13 protein-coding genes are annotated in these 11,509 nt (G+C 49.9%); 5 read left to right on the forward strand and 8 right to left on the reverse strand.

Features of this window, described 5'->3' with window-relative positions:
- Positions 1-767 (reverse strand): IS982 family transposase (locus CV945_RS15380; RefSeq protein WP_100660109.1); only part of this gene is annotated, 767 nt, incomplete at its 3' end.
- 401 nt (positions 768-1,168) lie between these two features.
- Between CV945_RS15380 and CV945_RS15385 the strand changes: the two genes are divergently transcribed.
- The gene (locus CV945_RS15385) at positions 1,169-2,182 is read left to right on the forward strand and encodes a substrate-binding domain-containing protein (RefSeq protein ID WP_025039389.1); all 1,014 of its coding nucleotides are present in this window, start codon (positions 1,169-1,171) and stop codon (positions 2,180-2,182) included.
- Between the two features lie 39 nt (positions 2,183-2,221).
- Here the strand turns inward: CV945_RS15385 and CV945_RS15390 are convergent, their stop codons facing one another.
- Both CV945_RS15390 and CV945_RS15395 read right to left on the reverse strand, forming a co-directional pair.
- Positions 2,222-3,115, reverse strand: a complete 894-nt coding sequence (locus CV945_RS15390) for an Rpn family recombination-promoting nuclease/putative transposase (protein WP_013524772.1) — start codon at positions 3,113-3,115, stop codon at positions 2,222-2,224.
- A gap of 201 nt (positions 3,116-3,316) precedes the next feature.
- Complete coding sequence (locus CV945_RS15395; RefSeq protein WP_100660110.1) at positions 3,317-4,249, reverse strand: DMT family transporter; 933 nt, start codon at positions 4,247-4,249, stop codon at positions 3,317-3,319.
- A 294-nt stretch (positions 4,250-4,543) separates the two neighbouring features.
- Here CV945_RS15395 and CV945_RS15400 point away from each other — a divergent pair, with 294 nt between their 5' ends.
- Positions 4,544-5,017, forward strand: a complete 474-nt coding sequence (locus CV945_RS15400) for a hypothetical protein (RefSeq protein ID WP_011232748.1) — start codon at positions 4,544-4,546, stop codon at positions 5,015-5,017.
- A gap of 43 nt (positions 5,018-5,060) precedes the next feature.
- Here CV945_RS15400 and CV945_RS15405 read toward each other — a convergent pair whose 3' ends face one another.
- Entirely contained in the window at positions 5,061-5,261 is a 201-nt protein-coding gene (locus CV945_RS15405) for a hypothetical protein (RefSeq protein ID WP_011232749.1), read from the reverse strand.
- A 233-nt stretch (positions 5,262-5,494) separates the two neighbouring features.
- Here CV945_RS15405 and CV945_RS15410 point away from each other — a divergent pair, with 233 nt between their 5' ends.
- Positions 5,495-5,992, forward strand: coding sequence for a L,D-transpeptidase family protein (locus tag CV945_RS15410; RefSeq protein WP_011232750.1), 498 nt, complete (start codon positions 5,495-5,497; stop codon positions 5,990-5,992).
- A 170-nt stretch (positions 5,993-6,162) separates the two neighbouring features.
- Positions 6,163-7,167, forward strand: coding sequence for an RpnC/YadD family protein (locus CV945_RS15415; protein WP_100660111.1), 1,005 nt, complete (start codon positions 6,163-6,165; stop codon positions 7,165-7,167).
- Positions 7,168-7,310: 143 nt separating this feature from the next.
- On the opposite strand, the gene CV945_RS17650 is transcribed toward CV945_RS15415, so the two are convergent.
- Both CV945_RS17650 and CV945_RS15425 read right to left on the reverse strand, forming a co-directional pair.
- Positions 7,311-7,691, reverse strand: a complete 381-nt coding sequence (locus CV945_RS17650) for a hypothetical protein (RefSeq protein ID WP_225995682.1) — start codon at positions 7,689-7,691, stop codon at positions 7,311-7,313.
- A gap of 292 nt (positions 7,692-7,983) precedes the next feature.
- The gene (locus CV945_RS15425; RefSeq protein ID WP_023634265.1) at positions 7,984-9,750 is read right to left on the reverse strand and encodes a GmrSD restriction endonuclease domain-containing protein; all 1,767 of its coding nucleotides are present in this window, start codon (positions 9,748-9,750) and stop codon (positions 7,984-7,986) included.
- Between the two features lie 253 nt (positions 9,751-10,003).
- Between CV945_RS15425 and CV945_RS15430 the strand changes: the two genes are divergently transcribed.
- Positions 10,004-10,456, forward strand: a complete 453-nt coding sequence (locus CV945_RS15430; RefSeq protein WP_100660112.1) for an N-acetyltransferase — start codon at positions 10,004-10,006, stop codon at positions 10,454-10,456.
- Positions 10,457-10,920: 464 nt separating this feature from the next.
- Here CV945_RS15430 and CV945_RS15435 read toward each other — a convergent pair whose 3' ends face one another.
- Together CV945_RS15435 and CV945_RS15440 are read right to left on the reverse strand one after the other, a co-directional pair.
- Positions 10,921-11,178 carry a DUF2283 domain-containing protein gene (locus CV945_RS15435; RefSeq protein ID WP_033005702.1) on the reverse strand — a complete coding sequence of 86 codons (258 nt, stop codon included), beginning with the start codon at positions 11,176-11,178 and terminating at the stop codon, positions 10,921-10,923.
- The gene (locus CV945_RS15440) at positions 11,147-11,398 is read right to left on the reverse strand and encodes a hypothetical protein (RefSeq protein ID WP_225995681.1); all 252 of its coding nucleotides are present in this window, start codon (positions 11,396-11,398) and stop codon (positions 11,147-11,149) included. Before CV945_RS15440 ends, CV945_RS15435 begins: the two co-directional genes overlap by 32 nt.
- Positions 11,399-11,509 lie beyond the last annotated feature (111 nt).

Genomic DNA, 11,509 nt, shown 5'->3' on the forward strand with positions numbered 1-11,509 from the left:
ATGGAATTCGCTCGAATGTCGGTGATCCGGTATTGGTCTACGAGAATCGAAAACACCGTCTCGATGACTTTGCGTTTTTTCCTGATCCATTCTTCCCATGCCTTGGATGGGCCGTGCTTTTGATKGTGTCGAGACGGTGTCCAGAACGCGGCTTGGTGTTCTTCGTACAGCTTTTCTCGAAGAGCGTGGCTGATGTACCCTTTGTCCCCAAAGTTGTAGGGATGAGGGATTTGAGTCATCACCGTTTCAGCGGCTTTGACGTCGTGGCAGGACGCTTCCGTCACGACATAGCCCATGGCCAGCCCTTGRTTGGTCACTTGAAGATGCAGCTTGAAACCGTAGTACCATTGCTTTTTGGAAGCACAATACCCCATATCCGCGATCCCTCGAAAYCGCTTGACGCGCTGCATTCTTGCGGGATGGCACAACGGAAGAGGCAAGCTGTCGACGACCGCATAAGCATGGTGTTGGCCACGTTTCGCCAGCTCATGACGGATCCATTTGATGGCGAAACCAAGCGCYCGGCAGCGGCGGTTGTATCGGGAGCGTTCAAGAAACGAGCCGTTTGTGAACAAATTTCCCGTGACAAAACGATGCCAGGCTCGTTCGGAAGAAAAGCCCAGCAGCTTCCCCAAAAGGTGAACCGCCATGACCACTTCGTCTTCTTGCTTGACCAAGTGACGGTTGCGGCGATGAAGATACATTTGAATCAACGACAGTTGGGCAGAAACAAAACAGAAAATAGCGGCATGAAAGTGCTCTTGCATGGGGGATCTCTCCTTTCGAATGTTGGGTGACACTTTCATTCTACTGGAGATCCGCCAGCAAGGGCTATTTTTATGCTTGTCTGAGTTTTATCTAGCACCACGGGTTTATATCCTTTACTTTCTTATTTTCAAATGAAAAGTTGGGCTGCCATAAAATTAGCCATTTGGTGCTTCACGACAAAGTGGAAAACGACAATCATTTTATCAGCTCTTATTGCATTATTATATTTATTATTGTACCATTTTCCTAAAATACCTTGGTATCTTGTTGTTGGACCTTTTTGCTTTGCTGTTATGTATATCACAAGTCATCTATTTGTGGAAATCGAAGAGCACTTTCAATCCAATTAAACTTTTTATGACAATAATGATAAGCAAATCGAATAGTAGGTGTAGACTACATGAAAAAACGCGTCACCATGCAAGACATCGCCGATCGACTGAACATTTCCAAAAACTCGGTCTCTCAAGCGCTGCGCGGCAAAGAAGGGGTCAGCGAAGAAACGAGGGAGCTTGTGAAGCGTGTAGCCAAAGAAATGGGGTATGAATATCCCGCCTCCCGCGCGAAGTCGCGCGGCAAACCGCCGAGGCAAATCGCCCTCATCGCCTCCGACCGCACGTTTTCGCTGAAATTTTTTGGCGAAATCTACTTAAGCATTGAACAGGAAGCGCTGTCACACGGCATGAAGCTGCACATCCAATCGGTGAACAAAGAACAAAAAGAACGGCTTCTTTTGCCTTCGTTCATCGAGGAAAAACAAGTCGACGGCGTGATCGTCCTTTCCCACATCAGCACCGAGTACATCCAACAAATCGTCGCCACCGGCATCCCGACCGTCCTGGTCGACCATCACCATCCGAACATTCCAGCCGATGCGGTGCTGACAAACAATCGGTTCGGGGCGTATGTGGCCGTCCAGCATTTGTTGGAGCTCAACCATACTGACATCGCGTTTGTCGGCGACGTCAACTATTCGCCGAGCTATCAAGAGCGGTATGAAGGGTACTTATTGGCGCTGAAAGACTATGGAGTGAAACCGAACGAGGAGTGGATGTTCTGCCAGGCGCAAGAGGACGAAACGGTCATCGCAGGCTACATCCGCGAGCTGAAGCGGCAGCCGACCGCCTGGTTTTGCGTCAATGACGGGCTTGGCTTTTTCGTCAGCACCGGCCTGCAGCAGTACGGGCTAAAAGTGCCCGATGACGTTTCCGTCTGCAGCTTTGACAACGGACAGCTGTCGCAAATCGCGACGCCGAAAATCACGACCGTCGACATCGACCTGAAGCGCTACGGCAAACGAGCGGTGGAATTGTTGCGATGGCGGTGGGACAACCCGAACGAACCTTTTCAGGAAGTGCTATTGTCTACGAAACTGATCAAACGGGAATCCACAGCAGCAAAACCAACGCGCTAGGGCGGGGCTGGCCTTTTGCCCCGCCTGTTTGATTTCCATTCACTTGAAGCCGCTTTGTTTCATTTCCTCAATCTCCGTCACAGGCAATCCGGTCAGTTCGTGAATCGTCTGCGCATCAAACCCTTTCATCAACATCCGTTTCGCAATGTGCCGTTTTTCTTGTTCCGCTCCCTCTTTGCGCCCTTCCTCCCGTCCTTCCTTTCGGCCTTGAATTTTTCCCTTTTGCTCGTACGAAATGATCAATTCCAGCACGCGTTCTTTTTCTTTCGTCTCCATTTGTTCCACCTCGCTTCGAAGCTGTTGTTCTTCTTCATCGGACAGCTTCACATACGTTTCAAAAAAGCCCATCAACAAACGCTGTCTTGCCTCGTCTAGCTCAAGACGCACCAACATGCGCAAAAATTGCTTTTTCAGTTCCACTCGTTCACTTTCAGTATACCCCATTTTGCTAAGCAGCGCAGCCGCCACCGGGTTGTCGGTGCGGATGAATTGGCGCCAGTTTTGCTTGCGCAACTCCACATGGAAAAAGCGAAAGTCAAGCACATCGCCAAACGGAAAGGAGAGCGTGAACGAAGAGGGTTCATCTCGGATGGCATCATAGCTGAAGACGGCAATCGGAATGATCGGAGTGCGGTATTTTTCAAACAAGCGGCTGAAGTAAAGAAACATTCTTTCTGGAAATGACGATTGAACGTACGCTTGGTTTTCTACGTGAACAATGATCAATCCGTCTTTTCCTTTGAACTTCGTCTCGACGAGCAGGTCAACGCGGTACTTCTCCCCAGCCGTTACGTCCGTAAACAGCTCTTCGGACAAAAACGACAAATGGTTGAAATCAATATGCTCGTGCATATCCGGAAAGAAGAGAAGCACAAATTCCTCAAAAAACGTCTGCAACAACTCCTTGAACAACCGGTCGTGATCGATCGCCATACATTCACCTCACACGAATACGTTTCGTATTCTCTTTTTCGACATCATCAAGCAAAATCCTGCCGATGGCACAAAAATGGCTGTCCCTTTTCGAGAAGAGACAGCCAAGACGCCGACCGCAATGTGAAGCCCCCTCCATTCCTGGATATGAATGTTTCGCCACTTGCACGCAAGGCCTAGAAGTGGGGGATTCCAAGGCTACTACATCCCCGCCTTCCTTCCGCCCTCCACCGCCTTCGCCCGGCGGAAGCGGGCGATCACGTCATCCATCCCCCCGCTGCCGAACATCACGCCCGCGACGATGAAGAGAAAACCAGCCAACTGCATCCATGAAATCGGCTCACCAAGCAACCAGTGCGCCCCAAGCAACGAAAAGAGCGGATTGAGGTTGATGAACACCGCCGACTCAGCGGGGCCAAGATGTTGAACAGCCTGGTTATAAAACATATGGCCAAGCGCCGTCGCCACGACAGCCGAAGCAAGGAAAATGAGCCAAAGCGGCAACGTACCCTCTTTCAAACTCGATAGGCCGCTCGGCTCGAGCACGAGGCTTAAGACAAACAGCCAAAGCGACCCGAAGACGAGCATCCACCCTGTCATCACCCGCGCCTCGACCGTCGCCTTTTTGATCATAATGAAGCTGATCCCTTGCGCCAAGACGGCCAAAAAGATGTACACATCCCCGATTGACAAATGGCCGAGGCCGCCATCGCCGTTCGCGACGACAAACACGACGCCAAAAAACCCGAGCGCGATGCCAAGCAAACGAAACAACGTCGGCCGCTGGCCTAAAAACACGATCGCCAACAGCGCCGTCACAAGCGGCACAAGCCCTAACACAAGACCCGCATTCACCGCTGTCGTCCTCGCAATTCCCAACGCTAAAAAGAAGTGATGGGCCACGACGCTGAACAATGCGACCACACCAATCTGTTTCGCCTCCTTCCAACTGACTCGTTCCAGCTTGCCGATCCCCCATAAAAACAAAAGCACGACCAACCCGGCCGTTAGAATGCGCAGCGCTGTCAACGCGACGGGCGAAAAATGCTCCACCAAAACTTTCAACGCCGTCACGTTCAAGCCCCAAGCAACCATAATGGCGACCAACAGCGCATAAATAAATGATTTCCGCATCGCTCTCTACCTCTCCTGCATCTCTGTTTTCAGCGGAACGGCAAAGGAAAAACGGAGCCCTAAACGCTCCGCCTTTTCACCCGCCTCCAAATAGGACAAACCACCGTTTCTCACGCTAGTGCATCATTTCCAACAACTTCTGCCATCCATTTTACTACACTCTGATGAATTTTTTGACTAAAAAATGCGGCCGTATGTCTATCCTGTGACACATGCCACGGCGCTTCCGCCCTTTCCCTGCCCATATCCGCCGCCCATCGTGCATATGGTATAACAGAGAGGAGAGGAGACCCCATGTTCCCACGCTACCGCCAAAAGACGATCCGAGCCAGGACTGGGGTGGCGGTTCTCACTGCCGTCGCCGTGTTGGTGGCGATCTTGTCTCTGTTTCTTTCGAACGAACGGAACGAGGCAAAGGAAATCGTTGACACGTTTTACCGCTACGAGCAGGCAGGGGATTTTGGCAGCTCTTGGGAGCTGTTTCACCCGCTTATGAAAAAGAAATTCCCAAAAGACGTCTACATCCAGCGCCGCGCCCACGTCTTTATGCAAGACTTCGGCGTCGAGACGTTCGACTACCGCATCGATGAGGTGGAAAAACTGTCGTCATGGTCGATGTCTGATGAGAACAAACCGCTTCACGACGTGTATCGCGTCCGCGTCATTCAGACGTTCCATAGCGCTTTTGGCGTGTTCGAAATCCATCAAGACGTCTTCGTCGCCAAAGAAAAAGGGGAAAAGAACATTTTGTTCCCTTACCGCCCGTAACCCCCAACATCGATGCGGCCCCGATATCGACCGGGCGCCGCTTTCACCGCTCCTTCCATTCCTCGATGATCTCAAGCGTCCGATTAATGCCGACATTGTATATCAACAGCTTAAGCAAGTTTTCCCGCTCCTCTTTCGTAAAAAAGAGATCGCCGTCAATGATCTCAAGCGGGACAGGGGAGAGCTCGGCATACAGCTCGTAATCAACCTTCTGTCCTTCCGGTTTTAGGACAAACGTTCTCATTCGCGCCATCCTCCTTTTTCACCTACACGTTTTGACAAGAAACACCCGTTAGGCAACGCTCCCTATCAAGTATAGACTAACGCACAGCGCGTTCATACGGCATTGGCGGCCGCATGCCATGCGCATGAGACTCTCTTCCCATTTGAGCAACCTTATTCGAATCTTCTCATACACTAATGTATCATCAATCGGAGCTATTTTCTCCATCCAGCGAAAAAAAGGAGCGAAATGCCATGTACAAACATATCGTCAAACACGGGGAAACGATCGCCTCCATCGCCCGCGACTACCGCACATCTGTTGAGGCGCTCCTTCGCGCCAATGGGTTGACCGCCGCGTCCGTCATCTTTCCCGGGCAGGAGATCGTCATCCCCCACCTTCCGCCGAAAGGATCGATTCCCTACACGATCCACATCTCGATCAGCCGCCGCCAGCTGACGTTAAAACACCGGGGACGAACGATCCGCACGTATCCGATCGGCGTCGGCAAAATGGTCACCGCCACGCCTGTCGGCGATTTTGTCATCGTCAACCGCCAGCCGAACCCGGGCGGTCCGTTCGGCGCCATGTGGCTCAGCTTATCCAAAGTCCATTACGGCATCCACGGCACGAACGACCCGTCCTCGATCGGCAAATACGTATCCAAAGGCTGCATCCGCATGCACAACAAAGACGTGCTCGAACTCGCCTCCATCGTTCCGAACGGAACGGAAGTGTTTATCCGGCCGTGAGGGCAAAACAGCGTCATTCATCCGTCTGTTCTGAGTCACAACCCGTTTTATTTTTCAAGAAGATGTCATTCACTCCCACCGAACGAACACCGTGTTTCCGCTCACGATGGCAGCTGACAATCGATCGGGCAAGTAGTATAATTAGGTCAAAAGCGAATGGAGTGAAGACGATGCCAGGCGGGATCTCGCATCACGCCAAAGACATTTTGTTCAAGTCGCTGAGCGCATTGTACCAAAACCAAGCCCTCGATGTATACGGACTTCACGGACTCCCACGGATCAAAGCACTGCTTCCAAACGAATTTCCGTCTGTACGGGCGGATGAACGGCGCGCCGACACCGTGTTTCTTCTCGAAGACGATTCCATTTTGCTTCTGGAGTACGAAAGCAATGAACGATTTCTCGACAACCATTTAAAGTATCTTGATTATGCCTGCCGCATCCTTCACACATACTATCAACAGGAAAAACGAATACGCCCGATTCGCATCGTTGTGATCTACACAAGCGATGTCACGAGCGCCCGCGAACAGCTTGACGCCGGCGATGTGTTTCTTTCATCCAAAGCGGTGTTGCTTGGCGAATTCAACGGCGATGCGATTTTCCATGCCATTGAAGAAAAAGTCCACAACGGCGAACCGCTCACTCCGGAAGAAACGATGAAACTCATCCTCGTGCCGCTCATGCACACCCGCTTCGACCGGCAAACGATGATCGAAAAAACGATCGAGCTGGCGAAAGCGATCGGCGACGAACCGAAACAGCTGCACATCATCGCTGGCGTTCTGACCGCTACAGACAAATTCATCGACCGGTCATACGCCGAAAAAGTAAAGGAGTGGATCAAAATGAACAAAGTGTTTCGCCTGTTAGTCGAAGAACTTGAACAAGAAAAAGAAGAAATGTTGAAGAAAGTGATGCAGGAAAAAGAACAAGCAGTGCAAAGAGCGATACAAGAAAAAGAACAAGCAGTGCAAAGAGTGATACAAGAAAAAGAACAAGCAGTGCAAAGAGTCATGCAAGAAAAGGAGCAGGCGATCAAGCAAACGGAAAAACGGAAGGCCATCGAAATCGCCAAAAATTTGCTTGATGTTCTTCCCATTCACGAGATCGCCAAACGAACCGGCCTGACCGTCGCCGAAGTCGCCGACCTTGCAAAGGAAATGGACAAATAGGCAGCACAAAAGAGCCGCAACCGCGCGGCTCTTATCACTGGTCTTTTCCCTATGGCTCTTGGCGTGTGGAACAAGCAACAGTCGGACTTTTCCCTTGGCCTTTGGCCGCCAAAGCGAGCGCACTTCCCAGTGTGTCAATCCCTCTACTCGCCGCTTGCCAATCGCTGACGGGCTTCATCCGTTAACAACAAATACGGACGGCGTTTCCCCTCCTCCTGGCGCACCACTTTCTCCGTCCACGGGTGAAGCAAAAACAGCCCTAACTTTAGACGGAATTCCGGGTCCACCATTTTTTTCCGCACGCCATCTTCATGGGCGATGAGCTTCTCAATCACATTGACCATCGCCTTCTTGCTTAGAAACACATCCTTCTCCTTCGAACTCAATCGCACAATAACCCCCTCATCGGAAAACGAAACAACGCGAAACGCTTCCTTCCCTTTGAACGTCGATACCATTTTTCCTTCGTACAGCTTATCCAGCAACGACTTCCACATTTCCTCCGCAAACAGCCGTTGGTTCATGCCCTCTCCCCAACGATAACAAGTGCCTTTTTCCGTCCCCCTACCCCTGCACAGCTTCCGATCCAAACGAACTTCGCATATCGGCCAGTTGCACCGCCAGTTTTTCCAATTCATAAATATTCTATTTCCATTTGTCTGCTGTCCAGCAGCCAATGTATCTGTTCCTGTTTTTCCACCAAGTTTTCCCCCTTTGATCTCCCTGCGAATACGTCGTTCCAAGGCATTTGTTCCTTTTCCTTGAAACTTGAAATATAAACCAAAACCTCTCCCCTACAACATCCTCCCGTCCCGCTCACTCCACTTTCTTACCCATCACCCGCTCGATCATCGCAAGCAGAGCCAGCCTTCTTTTTTCAAAAAACTGGTCAAAATCATCCGCTCTTATCGATGCCACATCAATGACATGCGTTTGCAGGATGTCATCCAACACCGCTGCCGAAACGCCTTTCCTCTCCTCTAGTTTCTTCAAATATACACTTGGAGCATCACGGCCAATCATCCGATTCGTTTTATAGGACAATGGGGTTTTATTCATAATGCAATCGTACTTCGCTTTCTCAATCCCCCGTTTTTCGCAATAGTCACGAGGGAAAATATGGTGAATATCAATCGATTCGCCGTAATACGTCTGAATATCGATCGGCACCCCAGATAAGAAATCCCGCGCCCCTTCCCTCATGAGCAATGCGTGCAACCCTTTATAAGCGGCGCTGTTTCGCGTGCGCAGCGTGAAGAGGCGATCAGCGGCGAAATGGGCATCCCGCACCGTCGTCGGCTCCGCACCGCCGCGAATCCATTCGACGACTTCCACCACGTCACGGGCAATCCGCGTCTCCGTCGCTCCTCCATACAATTCACCCAATACACCGCACCAATACCAACGGGCGATTCGGTCACGGACACAAACATTGTGCGCCTCTTTTCCCAGCTCGACAAAAATGGCCGCCAGCGGGATCAACTGGGTGCCGTACGGCAAGTCGCGCGCGGAAAACACATGTTGCTCATGCAAAAATTGAGCCGCCTGAATAAACCCTTCCGTCACCCGATCCGCCCATCTTTGGTAATCCGCCAACGTCAACTGCAAGATGTCGCGCCGCTTGCAGCTGACCGCCACGCCGTCCCCCGCTTTTCGTCGATTGTACGTGGCCAACAACGCAACTGCCTGCAGGAAGTCGGTGCTGCTGATATCGGCCAACACTTTGTTGTAAATTTCTCCAGATCTCTTTAATTTTGCTTCCTTCTCTTCCCAATCATCCCTCAGCTTGAAATCTTCCGCCGCAAATGTGGCGGTAAGAAGCTCGAAGACGGTCAGAGAGACGCCCCCCGTGTTTACATTCTCAAAAACTTGGCAAACCGCCTCTTTCGGAGTCGGCTTCCGAAGCATAATAACAGGCACTTGATATTGCTGAAAACGGGGAAATACGTCCGTCATCAACTTTTGCCACTTCAATGACCGTTCCGCAATTTTCGTTGAATCCGAAAAATAGCGCGTCTGCCACGCCAACAACCCCGCAGGATCGAAAAGCAAATTCACCGGAAGCATTCCCGCTTCGCATTCTTTCTCCAAGTCAGAACAATCAAGAACAACCCTCCCTCCCGGTCCGCGAATGATCCGGTCTTCCGGAACACTGACGATCGTCTCTTCTCGGTCGACGTTCGGATCTAACATTTTGTCAATGTCAATATAGTAGAACCGTTTGATTGCCTTGTCTCTCTTGTCTCTTGTCGCTACAGGCGCTTTCAATTTCAATGATTGAAACAACGCCGTCAGCCGCTGTTGACCGTCAAGAATCAGCCGTTCCGGTTCCACTTGGTTCACGTTATCGACCCCTTCGATCGGCCTTGAGGCAAAACGGACATTCGGATTTCCCGTCTGGAGCATCATCACCGCACCGATCGGATAAGAGAGAGAAACACTGATCAACAAATTCCGAATCCGCTCGTCATCCCAAACCCAGCCTCTCTGAAAATCAGGAAGCTGTGTTCGACATTCCTGAATGCTTTCAAGCAAATCAAGCAAACTTTCGACCGTACTGTCAAACGTGGTAATCGTGCTCATATCCTTCCCCCTCGTTTCATGAAAAACCCTACACTTCCATACGATTCAATCGACCAATATGCCATCATCCAATGCATATTCCTGTTGCTTTCCAAAAAACACTTTATTCTTTCGACAATGGCATTCTTTTTCCTCCTGCCGCGCAGCGTTTGACAGAAACATCCCCCAGCCAACGAAAATCTGTGGTTGAATATAAAAACAAAATATTGTATATTTATAAATATACAATGACGATTGATCGCGAGGGATCCAAATGCAAATCGACCATGCCGTCACGAGCGATGTCAAAGACATGCACGCGCTCATCCAACACTATGCGGAAAAAGGATTGGTGTTGCCCCGCTCGCTGCTGTCCATCTACCAGCACTTGCAATGCATGTATGTCGCCAGGGAGAACAGCCAAATCGTCGGCACCGCCGGGCTGCATATCCTAGGGCACGATCTCGGGGAAGTGCGTTCGCTCGTCGTATCTCCTGACCATATGGGGAAAGGAATCGGCCGCCTGCTCGTTGAACATATTGCGAACGAAGCAGCCAGACTCGGGGTGAAGCGGTTAATCTCCTTCACGTACCAAGTCGAGTTTTTTCGAAAATGCGGGTTTGAGATCGTGGACAAATCAACACTGCCGGAAAAAGTGTGGATTGATTGCGTAAACTGCCCGAAACTGGACTGTTGCGATGAAACGGCGATGATCAAATACATTTGATCCCCCTCCCACCCGCATCACGGGGAAGGGGGAGATCCCTTGGAAAAACCTTTTTTCCTCCGCTGTTTCGTTCTCTATACCCTTCACTAGAAAAGCGAATGTTCGAAACTGACAAGCCATCTTTTTTATGCCCTGAAGTTCCGCGGCTGCGCAGAACGGTTGTGTTCGTTTTGCATCAAACATCAGCCCTGCCCCCCATTCAGGAGGAGATAATGCGCGTTTGTTTCAATTGTTCAATCAAATGTTGCACCTCATATTTTGCAACCTTTGCATAATATACAAAAAATAACGAAAATATTCGCATAAAATCAAGTCCTAATGTTTATGTCAAATACGGCTCCCATCCAGTGCACTTAAGCTCTAGAAAATAAAACCGCTTTGCCCCCGGCTCGTGCGCCCCAGCCGCATTAACGTAGCGAAGGATAATATAGTGGAATCCATTCCAGAGGCAAAATCGGCCAAAACTAATGGATTTGTTCGTTAATCATATGAAAATTAATATTCACCGGTATCAACTTCTTTATACGCTCAATATCCCGCTTCTTGTAGTCCATAATCACAATGCCAGTAATGACCTCATCCTCTTCAGAAAACCGGATAAACACACCAGGAGCTGCTTCGTCATCGTACGACACTTTTGGTTCGCCCAAATAAATATAAAGAACATCGTGATCATAGTCATAGGAGTATTTAACGTTTTCCTGTAAATTTTGGACGAACATAAATCGCACCTCCTGTCTCTTGGTTTAACCTGCTTTTGGCGATGACGGTAACAACGTCACCATACGCTTCATCTTCATGGTCGACAATAACGACCAATGCCTTTAGCGACTTAAACTTAGGCAATTGCACAAGATCTATATATTTTTGTCTTGTATCATGCTGATCGTCCGGATTATTTGGCAATATAAAACAAGGATCTTGAATGACGCTCTTGACCATATCTTCTTGGCCTGTGAACTACCCCCACTTAATTTTCTAGCGAAAATTTGAAGTGGGGGCTTCCAAAGAAGTTTGACTGCTTCAAGCAATCCTTATTCTTTGAGGCGTGTC

It is taken from the genome of Geobacillus sp. Manikaran-105, assembly GCF_002809955.1.
Classification (GTDB): domain Bacteria; phylum Bacillota; class Bacilli; order Bacillales; family Anoxybacillaceae; genus Geobacillus; species Geobacillus thermophilus.

What these genes read in the sequence shown, in the direction of transcription:
- CV945_RS15395 (WP_100660110.1), bottom strand. Translation starts at nt 4,249, where the DNA reads ATGCGGAAATCATTTATTTATGCGCTGTTGGTCGCCATTATGGTTGCT.
- CV945_RS15400 (WP_011232748.1), top strand. Translation starts at nt 4,544, where the DNA reads ATGTTCCCACGCTACCGCCAAAAGACGATCCGAGCCAGGACTGGGGTG.
- CV945_RS15415 (WP_100660111.1), top strand. Translation starts at nt 6,163, where the DNA reads ATGCCAGGCGGGATCTCGCATCACGCCAAAGACATTTTGTTCAAGTCG.
- CV945_RS15435 (WP_033005702.1), bottom strand. Translation starts at nt 11,178, where the DNA reads ATGTTCGTCCAAAATTTACAGGAAAACGTTAAATACTCCTATGACTAT.
- CV945_RS15425 (WP_023634265.1), bottom strand. Translation starts at nt 9,750, where the DNA reads ATGAGCACGATTACCACGTTTGACAGTACGGTCGAAAGTTTGCTTGAT.
- CV945_RS17650 (WP_225995682.1), bottom strand. Translation starts at nt 7,691, where the DNA reads ATGAACCAACGGCTGTTTGCGGAGGAAATGTGGAAGTCGTTGCTGGAT.
- CV945_RS15390 (WP_013524772.1), bottom strand. Translation starts at nt 3,115, where the DNA reads ATGGCGATCGATCACGACCGGTTGTTCAAGGAGTTGTTGCAGACGTTT.
- CV945_RS15410 (WP_011232750.1), top strand. Translation starts at nt 5,495, where the DNA reads ATGTACAAACATATCGTCAAACACGGGGAAACGATCGCCTCCATCGCC.
- CV945_RS15430 (WP_100660112.1), top strand. Translation starts at nt 10,004, where the DNA reads ATGCAAATCGACCATGCCGTCACGAGCGATGTCAAAGACATGCACGCG.
- CV945_RS15440 (WP_225995681.1), bottom strand. Translation starts at nt 11,398, where the DNA reads ATGGTCAAGAGCGTCATTCAAGATCCTTGTTTTATATTGCCAAATAAT.
- CV945_RS15405 (WP_011232749.1), bottom strand. Translation starts at nt 5,261, where the DNA reads ATGAGAACGTTTGTCCTAAAACCGGAAGGACAGAAGGTTGATTACGAG.
- CV945_RS15385 (WP_025039389.1), top strand. Translation starts at nt 1,169, where the DNA reads ATGAAAAAACGCGTCACCATGCAAGACATCGCCGATCGACTGAACATT.